A 21,425-nucleotide genomic window follows, 5' to 3' on the forward strand; every position below is an offset into this window, starting at 1 on the left:
CGAAGACTAGTACCCGAGGACCGTCCGATACGCCTCGTTTGCCCGGTCGGCCGCGTCTTGCAGCCCGCTCGGACCGGCGCCGAGGATCTCGCGGGAGCTCGACGGTACGACGTTGCGGACCGCCGCGCCGAAGACCTTCGTCAGACCCTCGGCCGTGCCGCCCTGGGCGCCGAGGCCGGGAGCGAGCAGCGGGCCGTTGATGTCGAGGTTCTCGTCGGTCGAACTGATGGTCGCGCCAACGACTGCCCCGAACGAGCCGAGGTCGTCGGAGTCCGCGTTCAATCCGCGCAGGCCGTCGAGAACCGCTCCGGCGACAGTCGGGCCGTCGGCGGTGCGAGCCGTCTGGAACTGCGGGCCCTCCGGGTTCGACGTCAGCGCCAGGACAAACAGGCCGGCACCGGACTCGCGGGCCCCGTCGATGGCCGGTTGCAGCGACCCGAAGCCGAGGTACGGGCTGACCGTCAGCGCGTCGCACGCCAGCGGGCCCTTCTCGGCCAGGTACGCCGCCGCGTAGCCGCCCATCGTGCTGCCGATGTCCCCGCGCTTCGCGTCGATGATCACCAGCGCACCGGCGTCCCGCAGCCGGATCGTGGCCTGCTCGAGTACGGCGATGCCGGCCGACCCGAACCGCTCGAAGAACGCGGACTGCGGCTTGAACACCGCGACCCGGTCGGCGAGCGCATCGACGACGCCGTACGTGAACGACGCGAGGCCCTCGGCCGTGTCCGGCAGGCCCCAGGCGTCGAGCAGGTGCTGGTGGGGGTCGATGCCGACGCAGAGTGGCCCGCGGGTGTCCATGGCCGCACGCAGACGCGCGCCGAACGGCTTGTTACGCATGTCGCTCCCCGATGGTTGGTTGCTCATGGCAAGCTCCTGTTGATGGCCCGGATCAAGCCTGGGCCGCGGTAGATCAGGCCGGTGTAGACCTGGACCAGGCTGGCGCCGGCGTCGAACAGGCGGGTGGCGTCGGACGGTTCGACGATACCGCCTACTCCGATGATCGGCAGCGCTCCCCCGGTCTCGTTGTGGATGTGGGCGACGGTCTTCGCCGCGATCTCCGCCAGTGGGCGCCCCGACAGGCCGCCGGTCTCGCGAGCCAGCGGATGATCCGAGACGCTCGCCCGATCGATGGTGGTGTTGGTGGCGATGATGCCGGCGACATGCTCGTCCGTGCACACCTGGAGGAGTTCGTCGATCGCGGACGTGGTCAGGTCGGGCGCGATCTTCACCAGGATCGGTTTCGGATCGAGCCCGGCCACGGTCAGCGAAGCGGCCTCGGCGTGCAAGGCGGCGAGCAGTTCGCGCAAGTGGCCTGCGTCCTGGAGTGTGCGCAGTCCGGGGGTGTTCGGTGAGGAGACGTTGACGGCGAAGTAGTCGCCGTACCGGTAGAGGCGGCGGAGGGAGGTCACGTAGTCCTCGACCGCGTCCTCGAGCGGGGTGATCTTGGACTTGCCGATCGAGATGCCGAGCGGGTAGCCGAGTTCGCCATACGCCGCTAGCCGGTCCGCCAGCGCTTCTGAGCCGAGGTTGTTGAAGCCCATCCGGTTGATGACGGCCTCGTGCTCGACCAACCGGAACAGTCGCGGCTTCTCGTTACCGGGCTGCGGATGCGCGGTGACCGTGCCGACCTCGACGAAGCCGAAACCGATCGCGGGCCACGCGCGCAGCGCGATCCCGTTCTTGTCCATCCCCGCGGCGAGCCCGACAGGTGAGGGGAACGTGATGCCGAAGACCGAACGTGGTGACGCCGACCCGAACATCCGGGCCCCGAGCGCGGGACCGCCCGGGATGCGCCCCAACAGGCGCATCCCCTTGAGCGTCTGCTCGTGGGCGACCTCCGCGTCACCGCGACCCAGCCGGTACAGGACCGGTCGGACGACCCGCCTATACACCGCGGATCCTCGGCACCCAGTCCTGGAGCGACCGTACGCCGATGTCGCCGGCCCGTTGCGCCTCGATGCCCTGTACGGCGGCTGCCAGGCCCTGGACCGTGGTGATGCACGGGATGTTGCGTGCGACCGCGGCGCTGCGGATCTCGTAGCCGTCGAGGCGCGGCGAACCGCCCTGCGTGATCCCGATCGGCGTGTTGACGATCAGGTTCAGCTCGCCGTCCTGGACCATCTGGACGATCGTCGGCTCGCCGTTCGGGCCGGGGCCCTGGCTGCTCTTGCGGACCGTGACCGCCTCGACGCCGTTGCGCCGCAGTACGTCGGCCGTGCCTTCGGTCGCGTAGATCTGGAAGCCGAGATCCGCCAGCCGCTTGACCGGGAAGATCATGTGCCGCTTGTCCCGGTTCGCGACCGAGACGAAGACCTTGCCGTCGATCGGCAGCGGCTGCGAGGCCCCCGCCTGCGACTTCGCGAACGCCGTACCGAAGGTGTCGTCGATACCCATCACCTCGCCGGTGGACTTCATCTCCGGCCCGAGCACGGTGTCGACCGACGACCCGTCGATGGTCCGGAAGCGGTTGAACGGCATCACGGCTTCCTTCACCGCGATCGGCGTCGTCGTCGGCAGCGTCCCGCCGTCACCGGTGGCCGGCAGCATTCCCTCTTCGCGCAGTGAAGCGATCGTTGCCCCGAGCATCACCCGGGCCGCCGCCTTCGCCAGCGGTGTCGCCGTTGCCTTCGACACGAACGGCACGGTCCGCGACGCGCGCGGGTTCGCCTCCAGCACATACAGCACATCGCCGGCCAGCGCGTACTGAATGTTGATCAGCCCGCGTACGCCGACCCCGCGCGCGATCGCCTCGGTGGACGTGCGGAGCTTCTCGATGTCGGCGTTCCCGAGCGTGATCGGCGGCAGCGCGCACGACGAGTCGCCCGAGTGAACCCCGGCCTCCTCGATGTGCTCCATCACGCCACCGAGGAACAGCTCCTCGCCGTCGAACAGCCCGTCCACGTCGATCTCGACCGCGTCGTCCAGGAACCGGTCGATCAGCACCGGGTGCTCGAACGCCTCGCCGCCGCCCAGCCGCTCCAGTGCGGCCGACAACTCGGCCACGCTGTAGACGATCTCCATCCCGCGTCCGCCCAGCACGTACGACGGCCGGACGAGCACCGGGAACCCGATCTCCTCGGCCACCGCCTGTGCCTCGTCGGCGGACAGCGCCGTACCGTGCTTCGGCGCCGGCAGCTGCGCGTCCGCGAGGACCTTGCCGAACGCGCCCCGCTCCTCGGCCAGGTGAATGGCCTCCGGCGAGGTCCCGACGATCGGCACGCCGGCGTCGGCGAGCCGCTGCGCCAACCCGAGCGGGGTCTGACCGCCCAGCTGCACGATCACGCCGGCCACTGGGCCGGCCTGCATCTCGGCGTACACGATCTCGAGAACGTCCTCGCAGGTGAGCGGCTCGAAGTACAGCCGGTCGGAGGTGTCGTAGTCGGTCGAGACCGTCTCCGGGTTGCAGTTCACCATGATCGTGCAGTAGCCGGCCTCGCGCAGCGCCATCGACGCGTGCACGCAGGAGTAGTCGAACTCGATCCCCTGGCCGATCCGGTTCGGCCCCGAGCCCAGGATCAGGACGGCGGGCTCGGTGCGCGGCGCGACCTCGGACTCCTCGTCGTACGACGAGTAGTGGTACGGCGTCTCGGCCTTGAACTCGGCCGCACAGGTGTCGACCGTCTTGTAGACCGGCCGGATCCCGAGCGCCTGCCGTACGCCGCGGACGACGTCCTCGGTCAGCCCGCGGATCTCGGCCAGCTGCAGGTCCGAGAATCCGTGCCGCTTGGCGAGCTTGATGACCTCGGGCGTGAGCCGCGGCGCGGCCGCCACCTGCAGAGCGGTCTCGTGCAGCAGATACAGCTGGTCCACGAACCACGGATCGATCTTGGTCGCGTCGAAGATCTGGTCCGGCGTCGCGCCCGCGCGGATCGCGTCCATGATGATCCGCAGCCGCCCGTCCTGCGGCGTCTTGATTGCCTCCAGCAACGGCTCCAGCTCGCTGGCCGGATGACCGGCCCAGGAGAACCTGGCCTCCGGCTTCTCCAGCGACCGCAGCGCCTTCTGCAGCGCCTCGGTGTAGTTGCGGCCGATCGCCATCGCCTCGCCGACGCTCTTCATGTGCGTGGTCAGCGTGGCGTCCGCGGCCGGGAACTTCTCGAACGCGAACCGCGGCACCTTCACCACCACGTAGTCCAGCGTCGGCTCGAAGCTGGCCGGCGTCTGCTTGGTGATGTCGTTCGGGATCTCGTCGAGGGTGTAGCCGATGGCAACCTTCGCAGCGATCTTCGCGATCGGGAAGCCGGTCGCCTTCGACGCCAGCGCGGACGATCGGGAGACCCGCGGGTTCATCTCGATCACGATCAGCCGGCCGTCGGCCGGGTTCACCGCGAACTGGATGTTGCAGCCGCCGGTGTCGACGCCGACCTCGCGAATGATGCCGATGGCAAGGTCCCGCATGACCTGGTACTCGCGGTCGGTCAGCGTCATCGCCGGCGCGACCGTGACCGAGTCGCCGGTGTGCACGCCCATCGGGTCGACATTCTCGATCGAGCAGATGATCACGACGTTGTCGGCCTTGTCGCGCATCACCTCCAGCTCGTACTCCTTCCAGCCGAGGATCGACTCCTCGATCAGGACCTCGGTCGTCGGGCTCGCGTGCAGGCCGGCCCCGGCGATCCGGCGCAGGTCGGCCTCGTCGTACGCCATGCCGGAGCCGACGCCGCCCATCGTGAACGACGGCCGCACCACCAGCGGGTACCCGAGCTGGCCCGCGGCGCCCATCACGTCGTCGAGCGTGTGGCAGATGACCGAGCGCGCCACCTCCGCGCCGAGCCCCTCGACGATGTGCTTGAACGACTCGCGGTTCTCACCGCGCTGGATCGCGTCGACGGACGCGCCGATCAGCTCGACGCCGTACTTCTCGAGGACGCCGTTCTCGTGCAGGGCGATCGCCGCGTTCAGCGCGGTCTGGCCGCCGAGGGTGGCGAGCAGCGCGTTCGGGCGCTCCTTCTCGATCACCTTCTCGACGAACTCCGGCGTGATCGGCTCGACGTACGTCGCGTCGGCGAACTCCGGGTCGGTCATGATCGTGGCCGGGTTGGAGTTCACCAGGACGACGCGGAAACCCTCCTCGCGCAGCACCCGGCAGGCCTGCGTGCCGGAGTAGTCGAACTCGCAGGCCTGACCGATCACGATCGGGCCGGAGCCGATGACCAGCACCGACTCGATGTCTGTACGACGCGGCATCAGGCCCGCCCTTCCATCAGCTCTACGAAGCGGTCGAACAGGTACGCCGAGTCGTGCGGACCGGCCGCCGCCTCGGGGTGGTACTGCACCGAGAAGGCGAGCACGCGCCCGTCCTTGCCGGTGAGCTTGAGCCCTTCGACCACGTTGTCGTTGAGCGAGACATGGCTGACCTCAGCCGTCCCGTACGGCGTCTCGATGCTGCCGTCCAGCGGCGCGTCCACCGCGAACCCGTGGTTCTGCGCGGTGATCTCCACCTTCCCGGTAGCCCGGTCGAGCACCGGCTGGTTGATCCCGCGGTGCCCGTACTTGAGCTTGAACGTCCCCAGCCCGAGCGCGCGCCCGAAGACCTGGTTCCCGAAGCAGATCCCGAAGTACGGCTTGCCGCGCTGCAGCAACTCCTTGAGCAGCGTCGTCGGGTGCTCGGTGGTCTCCGGGTCGCCGGGACCGTTGCTCATGAAGATGCCGTCCGGGTTCACCGCGAGTACGTCGTCCAACGAGGCCGTCGCCGGGAACACGTGCACCTCGATGCCGCGCTCGGCCATCCGCTTCGGCGTCATCGCCTTGATCCCGAGGTCGAGCGCGACCACCGTGAACCGCTTCTCGCCTTCGGCCGGTACGACGTACGGCTCGAAGGTGGTGACCTCGGCAGCGAGGTCCGCGCCGACCATCGGCGGCTGCTCGAGCACCTTGGCCAGCAGCGCCGCCGGGTCGAGGATCTCGGTCGAGATCCCGGCCCGCATCGCACCGCGCTCACGCAGGTGCCGGGTCAGCGCGCGGGTGTCGATCCCGGAGATGCCGACGATGTTCTGCGCCTTGAGCTGGTCGTCGAGCGACCGCTTCGCGCGCCAGTTCGACGGCACGCGGGCCGGGTCGCGGACGACGTACCCGGCGACCCAGATCTTCTGCGACTCGTCGTCCTCGTCGTTGATGCCGGTGTTGCCGATGTGCGGCGCGGTCTGGGTGACGATCTGCCGGTGGTACGACGGGTCGGTCAGCGTCTCCTGGTAACCGGTCATCCCGGTGGTGAACACCGCCTCGCCGTACGTCTCGCCGGTCGCCCCGTACGACGTGCCGGCGAACGACCGGCCATCCTCGAGGACGAGCAGCGCCGGATTGGATACGGGCAGGCTCATCTTTGCTCGGCTCCGATCAGTGTTGCGATGGATTCGGTCAGGGCGGCGGTGTCGGCCTTGCGACGCGGGCGGAACCCGGTGTCGAGCTCGCGGCCGTCGTGTGTCCAGGTGACCACGACCAGGCCGGACTTCTCCGCGGTCACCTTGCCGGCGATCCCGCGGTCGGTCCGGACGCCGGTCAAGTGGTCCGCGGGGATGAACACATCCGTCGCGCCCAGCCGGTGGAAGATCAGGCCGGCCTCACTGACGGCCAGGTCCGCGATGCTGCGGACGCCCAGTTCGTGCACGGCGATCCGGTCCATCCAGTCGCCCGCGCTCGTGGTCGCGACGTACACACCTTCGATACCACGCACCTTCGCTGCGCCTGCTTCTGGGGGAACCGCGGGCAGCGGCGCGAGGTCGGCCTGCCGGGACTGACGGTTCCGCCAGCCCCGGTACATGCCGAAGTAGCCCGCTGCCAAGATCAGCAGCGTGCCGAGAATGCCCAGGAAGGCCTTCACCTGGTGAGCTCACCGTCCAGGACGACCGGCGTACCGCGGAGGAACGTCGCGACCACCTTGCCCGGCAGCGTCATCCCCTCGAACGGCGTGTTCCGCGACAGCGACACCGACTCTTCCGGTACGACGGTCCGCTCGACCCTGGGGTCGTACAGGACGACGTTCGCCGGCACCCCCGCCTCGAGCGGACGGCCGTGCTCGGAGATCTGACCGATCGAGGCCGGGCGGTAGCTCATCCGGTCGGCGACGTCGGCCCAGGTCAGCAGCTTGGTGTCGATCATCGAGTGCTGTACGACGCTGAGCGCCGTCTCGAGCCCGGTCATGCCGAACGCGGCCGCGCTCCACTCGCAGTCCTTGTCCTCCACGGGGTGCGGCGCGTGGTCGGTGGCGACGATGTCGATCGTGCCGTCGGCCAGGCCCTCGCGGACCGCCTCGACGTCGTCCTTGGTGCGCAGCGGCGGGTTCACCTTGTAGACCGGGTTGTAGGACGCGGCCAGGTCCTCGGTCAGCAGCAGGTGGTGCGGCGTGACCTCGGCGGTCACCTCCAGCCCGCGGCGCTTGGCGGCGCGGACGATCTCGACCGAGCCCCGGGTGGACAGGTGGCAGATGTGCAGCTTCGACCCGACATGCGCGTTGAGGAGGATGTCGCGGGCGATGATCGCCTCCTCGGCGACACTCGGCCAGCCGGTCAGCCCGAGTACGCCGGACAGCGCGCCCTCGTTCATCTGCGCGCCCTGGGTGAGCCGCGGCTCCTGTGCGTGCTGGGCGATCACACCGTCGAACGCCTTCACGTACTCGAGCGCGCGCCGCATCAGCGCGGCATCCCAGACACAGTCGCCGTCGTCGGAGAAGACCCGGACGCGGGCCGCGGAGTCCGCCATCGCGCCCAGCTCCGCGAGCTGCGTGCCCTTCCGGCCGACGGTGACCGCGCCGATCGGGTACACGTCGGCGTACCCGGCGTCGCGGCCGAGGCGCCAGACCTGCTCGACCACGCCGGCCGTGTCGGCGACCGGGTCGGTGTTGGCCATCGCGAACACCGCGGTGAACCCGCCCTTGGCCGCGGCCCGGGTGCCGGTCAGCACGGTCTCGGCGTCCTCGCGGCCGGGCTCGCGCAGGTGCGTGTGCAGGTCGACCAGACCCGGCAGGGCGATCAGGCCCTGCGCGTCGACGGTCGTCGTACCTTCCGGTGCGGCGAGGTCGGTGCCAACGGCAACAATTTCGCCGTTGTCGATCAGCAGGTCCGCCACCTCACCGCCGACGATGCTCGCTCCGGTGATCAGGTATGAGCTCATCGACGTCCTCGCTTCGCTCCGGGCGCCGATGAGGCGCGAGACGGACTGTGCTGAATGGTGAACTCGCTCCGCTCGCTCACGCGGTCTGCTCCTCTTCGTTACTACCTGACAACAGCAGATACAGAACGGCCATGCGGATGGCCACGCCGTTGGTGACCTGTTCGACGATCACCGAGCGGGTGGAGTCGGCGACGTCGGCGCTGATCTCCATCCCGCGGTTCATCGGGCCGGGGTGCAGCACGATCGCCTCGTCCGGCAACTGCGCCATCCGGTACCGGTCGAGGCCGTACCGCCGCGTGTACTCGCGGGCGCTGGGGAAGAACGCGTCGTTCATCCGCTCCCGCTGCACCCGCAGCATCATCACCGCGTCGGTCTTGGCCAGCGCGCCGTCCAGGTCGTACGACGTCGCGCACGGCCAGCTCGTCATGTCGACGGGCAGCAGCGTCGGCGGAGCGACCACGGTCACCTCGGCGCCGAGCGTGGACAGCAGCAGCACGTTCGACCGCGCGACCCGCGAGTGCAGGACGTCGCCGACGATCGTGATCCGGCGCCCGTCCAGCGAGCCGAGGTGGCGGCGCATCGTGAACGCGTCGAGCAGCGCCTGGGTCGGGTGCTCGTGGGTGCCGTCACCGGCGTTCACCACCGAGCCGGTCATCCAGCCGGACTTCGCCAGCAGGTGCGGCGCGCCCGAAGAACCGTGCCGGCAGACCACACCGTCCGCGCCCATCGCCTGGAGCGTCAGCGCGGTGTCCTTCAGGCTCTCGCCCTTGCTCACGCTCGAGCCCTTGGCGGAGAAGTTGATCACATCCGCGGACAGCCGCTTCGCGGCCGCCTCGAAGGAGATCCGGGTTCGGGTCGAGTCCTCGAAGAACAGGTTGACCACGGTCCGCCCGCGCAGCGCGGGCAGCTTCTTGATCGGGCGGTCGGCCAGCGACCGCATCTCCTCGGCGGTGTCGAGGATCAGATTGGCCTCGTCGCGGCTCAGGTCGCCGGCACTCAGCAGATGCTTCATTTCGCCCCCTTGTCGGCGATCAGCACAGCGTCCTCGCCGTCGAACTCGGTCAGATGGACCGTGACCCGCTCCGCCAGGGAGGTGGGCAGGTTCTTGCCGACGTAGTCGGCGCGGATCGGCAACTCGCGGTGGCCGCGGTCGACGAGGACCGCGAGCTGGACCGCGCGCGGGCGGCCGATGTCGCCGAGTGCGTCGAGGGCCGCGCGGATCGTGCGGCCGGAGAACAGCACGTCGTCGACGAGGACGACGACCTTGCCGTCGATCCCGTCGGCGGGGATGTCGGTGTGTTCCAGGCCACGGGGCGGCTTGAGGCCGATGTCGTCGCGGTACATGGTCACATCGAGTGACCCTGTGGGCACGCTCTGCCCCTCAACAGCCTGGATCCGGGCGGAGACGCGCTGCGCCAGCGGGACTCCGCGGGTGGGGATGCCGAGCAGGACGACCGGGTCGGCGCCGCGGTTCCGCTCGAGAATCTCGTGGGCGATCCGGGTCAATGCCCGGGAAATATCGGAAGCGTCGAGAACTTCGCGACCACTGCGTTGCAGCGGCTGCGCGAGCTCGGGTTGCTCTGCACTCTGGGCAGGGCTCATCGCTACCGTTCCTCCTTTCCCGCCTCTCTGGACGGGTCTTTAAAGGACGTTCGGACCGCTTGACATGGTATCGGATGTGACACGCCGTCTTGACGCTGGCCTCGCACCCAGAATATTGTTACTCTGTGTAATCGAGGGGGGTTTCACCTTTCGGGCCGTACCCTGCGGGCCGGACAAGACGAAACTAGTCGGAGGGAAGACCAGCGTGCCTAGCGAATACGCGAAGACACTGGGTGGCAAGCTACGCGCCATCCGCCAGCAGCAAGGACTGTCGCTGCATGGTGTGGAAGAGAAGTCCAAGGGTCGCTGGAAGGCGGTCGTCGTCGGCTCTTACGAGCGCGGCGATCGAGCCGTCACGGTCCAGAAGCTCGCGGAGCTCGCCGATTTCTACGGCGTGCCGATCCGTGAACTGCTCCCTGGTTCCGCCAGCGCGGCCGCGGCTGCTGCCGCTCCGCCCCGGTTGATCCTCGACCTGGAGGCCCTGCAACACCTCGACGCGAGCGAGGCGGGTCCGCTGACGCGGTACGCCGCCACGATCCAGGCTCAGCGCGGGGACTACAACGGAAAGGTGCTGTCGATCCGGCAGGACGACATGCGGACGCTCGCCGTGATCTACGACGAGTCGCCGACGACGCTGACCGAGCGTTTCATCTCCTGGGGCGTACTGAACCCGGAGGCGAAGGGCGAGGTCGAGGAATCGTCCGAGGCAGCCGGCGCCTGACGCGTTAGCGTCAATCGAAGGCATTTGACGGTCGGGGCTTGTAGCAGCTGGCCCGCGGCCGCCCGCCTTCTCCATCTGACTCAACAGAGCAGGACAACAGCAGTAGGAGCGGCAGGTAACACCTCACCAGCCGCGTACGGGGACGCATCGGCGGCCCGGGACCGTACCGAGACGGTCACCGGGCCAGACACACAGAGGAACTCGGAGAGGGCTCGCCCCCCTCGTTCCTCGAACCGCCCGAAACTCAGCCGCCCGAATTTCTCAGACGCCCAGTGTGGGCTTCAGCTGCAGCAGTCTCGCCAGCAGCCCGTTCACGAAGACCGGCGACTCGTCCGTCGACAGATCCCGCGCCAGCGCGACCGCTTCGCTCACCGCGACCACGTCCGGGACCTGGTCGTCGAACAGCAGCTCGTACGCGCCGATCCGGAGGATGTTCCGGTCGACGGCCGGCATCCGATCCAGCGTCCAGCCCACCGAGTGGGTCTCGAGCAGGTCGTCGATCTGCTCGATGTGCTTCGCGACACCTTCGACCAGCGCAACGGTGAACTCGTTCACCGGCGGGTCGTTGTCGGCCACCCGGTCGGCCAGGGTGCCGCCGACCGGCAGCCCCCTGACCTCGGACTCGAACAGCACGTCCAGTGCGCGCTTGCGGGCCTTGCTACGGGCAGACATGTTCTGTTGTCAGCTCTCTCAGGGTGTGTCAGGGCCTCAGGAGGTGACGCGGCCGAGGTAGTCCCCGGTGCGGGTGTCTACCTTGACCTTCTCACCGGTGGTCAGGAACAGCGGGACCTGGATGTCGTACCCGGTCTCGAGCTTGGCCGGCTTGGTGCCGCCGCTGGAGCGGTCGCCCTGCAGACCCGGCTCGGTGTACTCGACGGTCAGCTCGACGGAGGCCGGGAGCTCGACGTACAGCGGGAGGTCGTCGTGCACGGCGACGATGGCGTCCTGGTTCTCGAGCAGGAAGTGGACGGCCTCGCCGACCACCTCGGGCTGGAGCTGGAGCTGCTCGTACGTCGACTTGTCCATGAACACGTACGCCGAGCCGTCGTTGTACAGGTAGGTCATGTCACGCTTGTCGACCGTGGCCACGTCGACCTTCACGTCGGCGTTGAAGGTCTTGTCCACCACCTTGCCGGACAGCACGTTCTTCAGCTTGGTCCGGACGATGGCGCCGCCCTTGCCCGGCTTGTGATGCTGGAACCACACGACGGACCAGAGCTGGCCGTCCAGGTCGAGCACCATGCCGTTCTTGAGGTCGTTCGTCGATGCCACGCGGGTATGCCCTTCGAATTCGATCAGCGGTAACACGAGATTGTAGCGGTCACTTCCGGATTCCTCCGACTCCGCGCACCCGGGGGGCTCTACGCTGAGAGTCGGACCGTCCACGGGAGGAGGCCTGCGATGACCGGATTCATCATCTTCATCGTGGTGATGATCGTCGTGAGCCTGATCAACAAGGCCAAGCAGCAGTCCAACCGGGCCAACCGGAACAGCGGGAAGGTCAGCCCGCGGGTCCAGGCGCTGGTCGAGAAGATCCAGGCCCAGCAGGGCGGCAACCAGCCCACGCAGTTCCAGGGCCAGTACACCCAGGCGGCCCGCCAGGGCGGTCCGCCGGCCCCTCCTCAGAGCCAGCAGTCCACCTTCCCGAGCCAGACCGGGAGCGCGCCGGGCAGTCAGCAGGTCGCGGCCGTACTGGAGCAGCTGTTGCAGAGCGGTCGGCAGCCGCGTCATCTGGGCGAGCGGACCTCTCCGGGGCAGGCGGCACAGCAGCCCGGCGGCTCTGCGCAGTACCCGTCGACCGGGGTGTACCAGCCTCCGGCCCAGTTCCAGCCGGCGTACAACGCCAATCCCTACCAGCCGCCGGCGCATCGCCCGCAGCAAAGCCAACTGCCGGTCTCGAACCAGGACCTGGACGCCCAGGTGCGCACGCTGATGAACGCGAACAACGAAGTCGGCGCGATCCGTCTGCTGGGCGAGAAGCGCGAGCTCGGCATCCTCGAGGCACAGAAGTACGCCCGCTCCCTCGTCGCCCCCAAGACCGCTCCCCGCTCCACCGACGCCGACGAATCCGACGACCCGGACGAGGACGACGGGCGCTACGTCGGCTCCGCCGCCTTCGCGGAGTCGATCTTCAACCTCGACGACCGCGAAGAGAACGTCTGGGCCAGCGGCTGGGTAGACAAGCCCGAACCAGAAGACCGCTCCGACATAGACGAACTCTGGCAAACCGTCCGCAACACCCCACGCCCGGGAACTACTCCCAGCTGACCGTGATGTAGCTGTGCCGCCGAGCAACATGAAAGCCCGGCGGCAACTCATCACCCGCAGCGTGCACCTGGAACGTCGGCAGCCGACGTCCCCAGCTCAGCACCTGCTCTACCAGCCGCTCGATCAACTCGTGAGCGCCCGGACCGTGCCCGCTGCACCCCAGCTCAACATGTGACTCGTCCGCGCCCGCCCGCGTCGACAGATAGGCCAGACTGTCCGCGGTCGCGATCGCCGGCACCCATGGCGATTCGTCGGTGAACAGAACGCAGTATCCCGGCAGTCTGCTCGCCAACCAGAGATACAGATCAAGCAGAGGCTCCTCCCGACCGACCTCCAGTCCTGACCACACCTGCTCGCGCGGCAACGCCAGTACGTCGTCCTGCGGACGCGGCTCGTCCTCTTGATCCTCGTCGTACATCAGAGTCGCCCCACCGAGCGCGATATGGCGCTCGTAATTCGCTCCGGCGCCCTGCATGTTGACGAAGCCGCACAGCGTCGTGGACCGGCTCTCCAGGTGGTCGCCGACTCGGTCGAACGCGATCGACCGGGTCTGACCGCGCACCCGGAGAGGTACGACGATCCGGCCGAGCGGCCGCAACTGCCGTAGCCACGCGGTGGCGATGTCCCAGGCGGTTACCGTGACCACGATTCGGTCGTACGGCGCCCGGTCCGCGTCACCGAACGCGCCGTCCGCCCGTACGACGGCCACGTCGCCATACCCGGCCGCGTCGAGGGATGCCCGGGCCCGATCGGTCACCTCCGGGTCGATGTCGACCGTGGTCACCGCGCCGTCCGGACCGGTGAGCTCCCGCAGCAACGCGGCGTTGTAGCCACCCGAACCGATCTCGAGCACCCGGTCCCCCGGCCGGATGTCGGCCTGCTCGAGCATCAGCGCGATGATGCTTGGCTGCGACACCGAACTGGTCGCGACACCGACCCGGTCCCGCTTCATCACCACGACGTCGTCGGCGTACGCGATGTCGAGCGGAGCGTCCGGTACAAACACGTGCCGTGGCACGGCCTGCAATGCATCCGCCACCTGCTGGCAGCGAATCGTGCCATCCGCAACCAACTGTCGCGTCAGGGCGCTGCGAAGCGATTCCGCCCGTGCCCAGTCGTTCGTCATAACCGCTAGTCGCGCTTGTCTCCGAGGGATTCGAGCAGGGTTCGGAGGAGGGCGGCCAGGTGGTCGCGTTCTGGGGTGGAGAGGCCGGAGAGGAGTTGGGCCTCGGTGTCGACGTGGGTTGGGAGGACCTTGTCGATCAGCTTGAGGCCCTTGGCCGTCAGGGTCACCTGTACGCCGCGGCCGTCGGTCTCGCTGGGCGTGCGCGTCACCAGACCGCGCGTCTCCAGCCGATCCAGCCGCTGGCTGATCGCCCCTGACGTCACCATCGACGAGTGCATCAGCCCGGCCGGCGTCAGGCTGTGCTCCGCGTTGCTGCGCCGCAGCGTCGCCAGTACGTCGAAGGACGCGCGGTCCAGCTCGTACTTCGCGAAGTTCCGCCGCAGCTCGGCGTCGAACAGCGCACTGAGCCGGCTCAACCGGCCGATGACCCCCATCGGCGACGGATCGATATCCGGCCGCCGCGCCCGCCACTGCTCGAGCACCAGGTCGACGTGATCTGCCATCCGCTCAGCCTACTGCCGAATTGCTTAGCGCTGAGGGATTGTAAGTAACTTAGCGCTGAGATACTTTATCTTAGTGCTAAGCAACCGAGTCTCTCTTCTTCTGGTCACGGCGATCACGCCGCTGCTCTGGGGTACGACCTACCTGGTCACGACCGAGTTCCTCCCACCTCATCGCCCGCTGCTGGCCGCACTGCTTCGGTCGCTGCCGGCAGGCCTCCTGCTGGTCGCGATCACCCGCGTCCTTCCCCGCGGCAGCTGGTGGTGGCGCTCACTGGTCCTCGGCACGCTCAACATCGGTGCCTTCAACGCACTGCTCTTCGTCGGCGCATACCGGCTGCCCGGTGGAGTAGCCGCGACTGTCGGTGCGATCCAGCCACTACTAGTCGCAGTACTGTCGGCCGGTCTGCTGCGGCAGCGTCTGTCTCTGCGCACTGTCCTCACAGCCATAGCCGGAGTGTTCGGCGTCGGCCTGCTGGTACTGCGGGCTACTGCACAGCTCGACATGCTGGGTGTGCTCGCGGCTGTCGGCGGGGCGATCGTGATGGCGTTCGGCGTCGTACTCAGCAAGCGCTGGACGTCGCCCGCTCCCCTGCTGGCGACCACAGGCTGGCAACTCGTCGCCGGTGGACTGGTACTGCTGCCAGTGGCCTTCCTGGTCGAAGGTGCGCTCCCTGACTTCACCCTGCGGAACCTCGCGGGCTACTCCTACCTGGCACTGTTCGGATCCGCCGTCGCGTATGCGCTGTGGTTCCGCGGACTCCGTGAGCTCGCTCCGACCGAAGTGACGTTCCTGGGGCTGCTCAGCCCGGTCATGGCGACCACACTCGGCTGGCTGGTGCTGGACCAGCACCTGTCGGTCTGGCAGGCCGTTGGCGGTCTGATCGTCCTCGGCGCCCTCGTGACCGCCCAGGTACGCCGGAAGGTGCGGCCAACGCCCGCCGCCGAAGGTCCCGTCCTCGTCGCAGCCGGGGAGCGCTGACATGCGAATCCTGGTCTGGGGTGCGGCCGGCGCCGTCGGCAGTCGGGTCACCCAAGAAGCAGTTGCCCGCGGCCACCAAGTCACCACCGTCGGCCGCTCCGGCCCGGTCCGCGGTGACGCGGCTGACCCGGACGACGTCGCTCGACTGAGCGCTGGGCACGATGTGGTGATCAGCGCGACCCGGCCGCGTCCGGGAAGCGAAAGTGAGCTCATCGCTGCGGCCAAGGGGTTGCTGATCGGCCTGCGCGGCAGCGGCGTACGGCTCATCCTGGTCGGCGGAGCGGCCAGTCTGATCGTGCCGGGGACCGAAGTGCAGTTGATCGACTCGCCCGGCTTCCCGGTCGGCCTGCGCCCGATCGCCCTCGCCTGCAACGAGCAGTACGACGTTGTGCGGGCAGCCAGCGGCTTGGACTGGACGTACGTGAGCCCGCCCGCGCTACTCGAGCCCGGCGAGCGGACCGGACGCTATCGCGAGGGCTACGACCATCTGGTGACCGATGCCCACGGCAACTCGACCATCTCGATGGAGGACTTCGCGATCGCGCTCGTCGACGAGGCCGAGCGGGCGGAGCACGTCCGGCAGCGCTTCACCGTCGGGTACTAGGCAGCCGGCCCCCGCTGTTGAGCGAGGGCCGGCTGTCTGGCCGGTGTCTCAGATAAGGCCCTCGCGCAGTGCGTACGCGACGGCGTGTGAGCGGTTCTTCAGCTGGAGCCGGCTGGTCACGTCGTGCAGGACGTTCTTCACCGTCCGCTCCGAGTAGGACAGCTCACGAGCGATCTCCTGCGTGTCCTTGCCGTCGGCCACCAGTCGCAGTACCTGCGTCTCGCGGTCGGACAGACCAGTGTGGGACAGCCCCCGTGGTGCCAGCACCTGCCGCTGCATCCGTGACACCTGTCCCAGCAACCGGCCAAGCAGATCTGGCGGCAGGCTGCCGTCCCCGGCAGCGGCAGCCTGCACCAGGTGCACGATCCGGTCAGCGGTCGCCTCGGTACGGCGCAGTACGCCGGACACCCCCAGCTCGACCGCGGTCATCAGCGCGTCGTCGTCGATCGTGCTGCCGATCAGCACGGTCCGGCGACAACCGCGCTGGGTTGCCGCCCGCAGTACCTGGACGGCCCCGGCGTCCAGCGAGTCGATGGCGATCAACGCGACCACTGGCGGGGTGGTGCGCTCGTCGCCTGACGGCGTGGGCCCAGGCAGCCCAGACAGCCCAGACAGCCCAGACATTCCGGACAGCCCGGGCAGCAGGGCGGTCATGTCGGTGTCGTTGATCAGGCTGATCTCCGGCCGCTGCCGGAGCGTGTGCACCAGGCCGAACTGCGACAGCGGGTCCAGCGCCTTGACCCAGACCGGAATACGGTTTTGCCCATTCGTGCTGGTCGTCATACCTGTCACTCCCCCAGAGCGTTGTTGAACGGAACGGATCGAATCCGTAGTCACACGAACCCCCAAGTCGTCGATTTCCTCCCGATCGTGCGTCCGGCCGGCCGGCCTTTCGGACCGGTGACAGCCGGTGTCACGACCCAACGCCTAGGGTGACGCACCGGCGTTTCACCGGCATCTCACCCCGAGCTCTTGGCCGTCGGCTTGTGAACTGTGCCCGCTCGGCGGGTTGAAATCTGCCCACAACTACCTGATGCCCGAAAGGGCACTTTGGTTATGAGCGGTTATGAATCCAGGCTGGTGAGGGCGCGGAGCGCGAGCCGGTACGAGTCGAGGCCGAAGCCGGCGATGGTCCCGGTCGCCACACCGGCGACGACGCTGGTGTGCCGGAACTCCTCGCGGGTGGCGGGGTTGGTGAGGTGGATCTCGATCAGCGGAGCCGTCCGCTGCGCGATCGCGTCGCGCAGGGCGTACGAGTAGTGCGTGAACGCGGCCGGGTTGAGTACGACGGGAGTCCGGTCGTCGGCCGCCTCGTGCAGCCAGCCGACCAGCTCGGCCTCGTCGTCGGTCTGCCGTACCTCGACCTCGAAGCCGAGCTCGGCGCCGGTCTTCTCGCACACCCCGACCAGCTCGGCGAAGGTCGTCGTTCCGTACTTCTCCGGCTCGCGGGACCCCAGGCGTCCGAGGTTCGGTCCGTTCAGCACCAGCACTCGCCTGCTCGCATCCGTCACAGCAGTCACCCTATCGGCAGGTCGTCGAAGGCCGTTTCCGCTTCGGTCACCGCGTCCAGGTAGCGGTCTGCGGCGCGTTGGCCGGCGGTGATGGCCTCCCAGTTGCGGCGGGACAGGACTCGCTGGATGGAGACCGCTTGTGCAGCGAGGAGCTCGCCGGTGAGATCGCCTCCGAGGGCTTGGGCGAGAGCGCGCTCGTCGTCGTCCATGAACTGGTGGAGCCGGGTCGTGAGTGCGGGCGTGGTGAAGACGAGCTTGTAGTAGGCGAGGACCTGCGGGTGGTCGTTCAGCCCGGTGACGGGATCGCGGGCGGTGAGCCCGGCGAGGAAGTGCTCGCGGAGCGCCTGGACCGGTGGGACCGCCGCGGCCGCGACGACTCGGGCGGACTCGTGCCGGTGGTCGGCGATCCGGTGCAGGACGAGGTCCTGCTTGGTCGGGAAGTACTTGAACAGGGTCGGCTTGGAGACATTCGCCGCTTCGGCGATGTCGGTCACCGACACCTCGTCGAAGCCTCGCTTCAGGAACAGCGCGATGGCCGCCTCGGACAGGGCGTCGTACGTCTGCTGCTTCTTGCGCTCGCGAAGTCCGGTCATGGTCAACATGTTAACCTAGGCAAAAGATTGACCGAGTTAATCTTTTGCCTGGAGGGGTGGATGCGGGGTCTGGCTTCGGAGCGCGAGTACGCCGAGCGGTGCCGGGAGGCCTTACGGCGGATGGTGGCCGGCGCACGGGAGAACGTGGCGGTCGGCGAGCACACCTGGGGCGACCGGTACACGGCCGAGCGACTGGGGTTCTACCTGAAGACGCTCGCGCGGGACATGGGCGAGGAGGGCGACAACCCGCCGTTCTTCGGCGCGATCGCGTACGCCGCCGGCGCAGTCGCCGGCGGGCACGGCGAGCACGGCGGGCACGGCGGGCACGGCGGGCACGGCGGGCACGGCGGGCAGACGTACTACCTGGGGCGGCGGCATGTCTCGGATGCGATCGGGCGGCCGCCGATGGTGATCGACTGGCGGGCGCCGGTGTCGGCCGCGTTCTATCAGGCGTCCGCGGTCGAGCCGCGTGGGATCGAGACCCGCCGCCGGTTCGGCTGGTCCGCACAGACGCTCACGAGCTTCGAGGACGAGCGCCTCCTGACCGGCTCGCCGTCCGGTGGCAGTGACTTGGTACGCCGCGAGATCGAGCGCGCCCGGGTCGGCCCGATGCGGGACATCGTCGCGACGATCCAGCCGGAGCAGGACACGCTGGTGCGGACCGACCTCGACGTCTCGGTCTGCGTGCAAGGCGCACCCGGCACCGGCAAGACCGCGGTCGGCCTGCACAGAGCGGCGTACCTTCTCTACGCGCACCGGTCCCGACTCACGCGGAACGGCGTACTCGTGCTCGGTCCGAACCGGGCGTTCCTGCACTACATCTCCGCCGTCCTCCCGACCCTGGGCGAGGTCGACGTCGAGCAGACGACGATCGAGCAGCTGCTGGATCGTGAGGTCCGCGCGACGGACGAGCAGGCGACCGCCGAGGTGAAGCACGACGTGCGGATGGCCGACGTACTGCGGAAGGCGGTGTACTCGCGGATCGGTCGACCGTCACAAGCAGTCGTGGTGAGCGACGAGTCGTACAAGTGGCGCGTCAACCAGCACGAGTTCGCAGAGATAGTGGTGGAAGCCGAGGCGGATGCGACGACGTACCTGACCGGTCGTGAGCGGGTGATCGCGCGGATCGTCGCGGCTTTGCAGCGGCAGGCGGAGGCTCGCGGGCAGAACTGCAACGGCGTTTGGCTGCGCCGGATGGCCCGGGCGGTGACGCCCGCCGTCGAGGCCGTGTGGCCTCGGCTCAAGGCGGACGAAGTACTGGCCGAGGTGCTGAGCGATCCTTCAACTGCTGCGGACGGGATCCTGAACGCGGACGAGCTGGACGCCATCAGATGGCCGAGGCCGCGGACGGCGAAGAGCGCTAGGTGGACGGCTGCCGACGCAGTACTGCTCGACGAGGTTAGTGCGTTGCTCGAGCGCGCACCGACGTACGGGCATGTGATTGTGGATGAGGCGCAGGACCTCTCCCCCATGCAGTGCCGTGCGATCGCGCGGTGCAGCGAGCACAGTTCGCTGACCGTGCTCGGCGACCTGGCTCAAGGTACGACGGCCTGGGCCGCGACCGACTGGCCGACCCAGCTCGGCCAGCTCGGGAAACCGACCGCGGAGATTATTGCCCTGAGCACCGGTTACCGCGTGCCCGCCGTCGTCGTCGAGCTGGCGAACCGTCTGCTGGCGTCCCTCGACGTCGATGTCCCGCCAACCACGTCCTTCCGCTCCGACGGCGAGCTGACCATCACCCACGTCGACGACCTTCCGGCGGCGTGTGTCGAGAGCGTGCAGCGGGCGCTCACCCGGGAAGGCTCAGTCGGCGTGATCGCCGCCGACCACCAACTACCGGTACTGACCGATGCGTTGAAGACGGCCGGCATCGAGGTCGTCGCGGCGGACGGCGACGGCCGCGTCGCCGTCGTACCGGCAAGCCTGGCCAAGGGCCTCGAGTACGACCACGTCATCGCAGTCGAACCAACGGACATTGTCGCAAACGAGCCCCGCGGCCTGAACCGGCTCTACGTGATCCTCACCAGAGCCGTCTCCCGCCTGGACGTGCTCCACAACCTCCCGCTCCCAGCGGAGCTGAGCTAGGCACTCCAGGGAGCGCCGGGGCCGCCCATACGCTGGGCGTACGGCGTACCGGGGGCCAGCTCGCCGCGGCGGATCGGCTTGTCGGTGAAGGCTGAGGCGTAGATCGCGGCGGCCAGTTCGAGCGTGTTGCGGGCCTCGGCGAGGGTGACCGGGGTCGGCTTACCCGCCGTCTTGGCCTCCAGGATCGCGGCCAGCTGAGCGGTGTGGCCGCTCGGTACGTCGGGAAGATCGGCCGACCAGGCGTCGGCGATCTCCTCGTGGCCGGGCGCCGGCGTGACGGTCCAGTCGGGGTTCTTGTAGCCGTACAGGTGTTCCAGCTCGACGGTCGCGTTCGCGCAGTCGAAGCGGAGCTGCGATGTTTGACGGGCGGACACCAGCGAGTTCACGACCGAGGCAACGGCGCCGTTCTCGAAGGTCAGCAGCGCCATCGAGACGTCCTCGGTCTGCGTCGGACGAGCCTGCCGGGCCGCGAGCGCGGTCACCTTCTCCCACGGGCCGAGGATCGACAGCAGCAGGTCGTACTGATGGATTCCATGCCCCATGGTCGGCCCGCCACCCTCGACGTCGAACGTGCCGCGCCACGGCACATCGAAGTACGCGTCGTCGCGGTACCAAACGGTGTTGCACAGGGCAACCAGCGGCCGACCGAGTACGCCGTCGTCGAGCAGCTGCCGCAGCCGGACGGCGCCGGATCCGAAGCGCTGCTGGAAGACGCACGCGACCTGCGCCGACGACTTCTCCTCCGCCGCCACCAGCTTGTCGAACTCGTCCAGCGAGAGGGTCGGCGGCTTCTCCATGTAAACGTCGACGTCCGCCGCCAGGCATTCCACGGCGAGCGGGACGTGCGAGTTCGGCGGCGTACACAGGTGGACAAGATCGACGCGGTCCGCCGCGAGCAGGTCGGTCAGGCTCGGGTACGTCGCCGGGATGTTCCATTTGTCGGCGAATTCCTTGGCCCGACCCAGGTCGACGTCGACCGCCGCGACCAGCTCGGCCCGCTCCGCCAGCGCGGTGACCGCCCGGGCGTGCGAGGCGGCGATCCCGCCGGTACCGACAATCGCGATCCGCTGCTTACGCATATGGAAAGCCCTTTCCACGGGTCTACCATCCTCGGTGCCCCGCTCCCGATCCACAACCCACCGCCCACCATCTGACCGCATCCGGACACCCATGCACCCACGCACACCGAGGGCCGACACAGGAACTGGTGGGCGACACGCATGCGGCAAGAAGTGCAACCTGAGACCCGAAGCCGTGACCGGGGACCTGCTATTTCAGGTCCCCGGTCACCACACGGCGTCTCCACACACCACAACCCGCCCAG

The 21,425-nt window shown here is 68.5% G+C and carries 21 protein-coding genes; 5 read left to right on the forward strand and 16 right to left on the reverse strand.

The window, feature by feature from the left end:
- Positions 1-6 precede the first annotated feature (6 nt).
- From pyrF to pyrR, 8 genes are all read right to left on the reverse strand, one after another.
- Entirely contained in the window at positions 7-864 is an 858-nt protein-coding gene (gene pyrF, locus EV645_RS38245) for an orotidine-5'-phosphate decarboxylase (protein WP_242000925.1), read from the reverse strand.
- Positions 861-1,892, reverse strand: a complete 1,032-nt coding sequence (locus EV645_RS38250) for a quinone-dependent dihydroorotate dehydrogenase (protein ID WP_130449581.1) — start codon at positions 1,890-1,892, stop codon at positions 861-863. Before EV645_RS38250 ends, pyrF begins: the two co-directional genes overlap by 4 nt.
- A complete protein-coding gene (gene carB / locus EV645_RS38255) occupies positions 1,885-5,187 on the reverse strand; it encodes a carbamoyl-phosphate synthase large subunit (RefSeq protein WP_130449583.1) in 3,303 nt (1,100 codons plus the stop codon). Before carB ends, EV645_RS38250 begins: the two co-directional genes overlap by 8 nt.
- Positions 5,187-6,320 (reverse strand): glutamine-hydrolyzing carbamoyl-phosphate synthase small subunit, encoded by a 1,134-nt coding sequence (carA, locus tag EV645_RS38260; RefSeq protein ID WP_130449585.1) that lies wholly within the window; start codon positions 6,318-6,320, stop codon positions 5,187-5,189. Before carA ends, carB begins: the two co-directional genes overlap by 1 nt.
- Entirely contained in the window at positions 6,317-6,820 is a 504-nt protein-coding gene (locus EV645_RS38265) for a PH-like domain-containing protein (RefSeq protein ID WP_130449587.1), read from the reverse strand. Before EV645_RS38265 ends, carA begins: the two co-directional genes overlap by 4 nt.
- Positions 6,817-8,109: a dihydroorotase gene (locus EV645_RS38270; RefSeq protein ID WP_130449589.1), complete on the reverse strand. Its 1,293-nt coding sequence runs from the start codon at positions 8,107-8,109 to the stop codon at positions 6,817-6,819. The genes EV645_RS38265 and EV645_RS38270 overlap by 4 nt, the downstream gene beginning before the upstream one ends.
- A gap of 76 nt (positions 8,110-8,185) precedes the next feature.
- Positions 8,186-9,121: an aspartate carbamoyltransferase catalytic subunit gene (locus tag EV645_RS38275; RefSeq protein WP_130449591.1), complete on the reverse strand. Its 936-nt coding sequence runs from the start codon at positions 9,119-9,121 to the stop codon at positions 8,186-8,188.
- The gene (gene pyrR / locus EV645_RS38280) at positions 9,118-9,711 is read right to left on the reverse strand and encodes a bifunctional pyr operon transcriptional regulator/uracil phosphoribosyltransferase PyrR (RefSeq protein WP_130449593.1); all 594 of its coding nucleotides are present in this window, start codon (positions 9,709-9,711) and stop codon (positions 9,118-9,120) included. Before pyrR ends, EV645_RS38275 begins: the two co-directional genes overlap by 4 nt.
- Positions 9,712-9,916: 205 nt before the next feature.
- Here pyrR and bldD point away from each other — a divergent pair, with 205 nt between their 5' ends.
- Complete coding sequence (gene bldD, locus EV645_RS38285) at positions 9,917-10,432, forward strand: transcriptional regulator BldD (RefSeq protein WP_130449595.1); 516 nt, start codon at positions 9,917-9,919, stop codon at positions 10,430-10,432.
- Positions 10,433-10,693: 261 nt separating this feature from the next.
- On the opposite strand, the gene nusB is transcribed toward bldD, so the two are convergent.
- Positions 10,694-11,104 carry a transcription antitermination factor NusB gene (gene nusB / locus EV645_RS38290; RefSeq protein ID WP_130449597.1) on the reverse strand — a complete coding sequence of 137 codons (411 nt, stop codon included), beginning with the start codon at positions 11,102-11,104 and terminating at the stop codon, positions 10,694-10,696.
- A gap of 36 nt (positions 11,105-11,140) precedes the next feature.
- Positions 11,141-11,704: an elongation factor P gene (gene efp / locus EV645_RS38295; protein WP_130449599.1), complete on the reverse strand. Its 564-nt coding sequence runs from the start codon at positions 11,702-11,704 to the stop codon at positions 11,141-11,143.
- A 129-nt stretch (positions 11,705-11,833) separates the two neighbouring features.
- Here efp and EV645_RS38300 point away from each other — a divergent pair, with 129 nt between their 5' ends.
- A complete protein-coding gene (locus EV645_RS38300) occupies positions 11,834-12,700 on the forward strand; it encodes a hypothetical protein (RefSeq protein ID WP_130449601.1) in 867 nt (288 codons plus the stop codon).
- Here EV645_RS38300 and fxlM read toward each other — a convergent pair.
- On the reverse strand, positions 12,687-13,826 hold the full coding sequence (gene fxlM / locus EV645_RS38305; protein ID WP_130449603.1) for a methyltransferase, FxLD system: 1,140 nt from the start codon (positions 13,824-13,826) through the stop codon (positions 12,687-12,689). The genes EV645_RS38300 and fxlM overlap by 14 nt on opposite strands.
- 5 nt (positions 13,827-13,831) lie before the next feature.
- Positions 13,832-14,329 (reverse strand): MarR family winged helix-turn-helix transcriptional regulator, encoded by a 498-nt coding sequence (locus tag EV645_RS38310; protein WP_130449605.1) that lies wholly within the window; start codon positions 14,327-14,329, stop codon positions 13,832-13,834.
- A gap of 73 nt (positions 14,330-14,402) precedes the next feature.
- On the opposite strand from EV645_RS38310, the gene EV645_RS38315 reads away from it, so the two are divergent.
- Positions 14,403-15,308, forward strand: a complete 906-nt coding sequence (locus tag EV645_RS38315) for an EamA family transporter (RefSeq protein WP_130449607.1) — start codon at positions 14,403-14,405, stop codon at positions 15,306-15,308.
- A 1-nt stretch (position 15,309) separates the two neighbouring features.
- Positions 15,310-15,912: an NAD(P)-dependent oxidoreductase gene (locus EV645_RS38320; RefSeq protein WP_130449609.1), complete on the forward strand. Its 603-nt coding sequence runs from the start codon at positions 15,310-15,312 to the stop codon at positions 15,910-15,912.
- A 48-nt stretch (positions 15,913-15,960) separates the two neighbouring features.
- Here EV645_RS38320 and EV645_RS38325 read toward each other — a convergent pair whose 3' ends face one another.
- The 3 genes from EV645_RS38325 to EV645_RS38335 form a co-directional block, all read right to left on the reverse strand.
- Positions 15,961-16,695, reverse strand: a complete 735-nt coding sequence (locus tag EV645_RS38325) for a response regulator transcription factor (RefSeq protein WP_198682141.1) — start codon at positions 16,693-16,695, stop codon at positions 15,961-15,963.
- A 281-nt stretch (positions 16,696-16,976) separates the two neighbouring features.
- Positions 16,977-17,423 carry a type II 3-dehydroquinate dehydratase gene (aroQ, locus tag EV645_RS38330; protein WP_130449611.1) on the reverse strand — a complete coding sequence of 149 codons (447 nt, stop codon included), beginning with the start codon at positions 17,421-17,423 and terminating at the stop codon, positions 16,977-16,979.
- 5 nt (positions 17,424-17,428) lie between these two features.
- Positions 17,429-18,016 carry a TetR/AcrR family transcriptional regulator gene (locus EV645_RS38335; protein WP_130449613.1) on the reverse strand — a complete coding sequence of 196 codons (588 nt, stop codon included), beginning with the start codon at positions 18,014-18,016 and terminating at the stop codon, positions 17,429-17,431.
- Positions 18,017-18,076: 60 nt separating this feature from the next.
- Between EV645_RS38335 and EV645_RS38340 the strand changes: the two genes are divergently transcribed.
- On the forward strand, positions 18,077-20,101 hold the full coding sequence (locus tag EV645_RS38340) for a HelD family protein (RefSeq protein ID WP_130449615.1): 2,025 nt from the start codon (positions 18,077-18,079) through the stop codon (positions 20,099-20,101).
- On the opposite strand, the gene EV645_RS38345 is transcribed toward EV645_RS38340, so the two are convergent.
- Positions 20,098-21,180 (reverse strand): Gfo/Idh/MocA family protein, encoded by a 1,083-nt coding sequence (locus tag EV645_RS38345; protein ID WP_130449617.1) that lies wholly within the window; start codon positions 21,178-21,180, stop codon positions 20,098-20,100. The two genes, EV645_RS38340 and EV645_RS38345, sit on opposite strands and share 4 nt — an antisense overlap.
- Between the last annotated feature and the right edge of the window lie 245 nt (positions 21,181-21,425).

Source organism: Kribbella rubisoli (genome assembly GCF_004217145.1).
GTDB lineage: Bacteria > Actinomycetota > Actinomycetes > Propionibacteriales > Kribbellaceae > Kribbella > Kribbella rubisoli.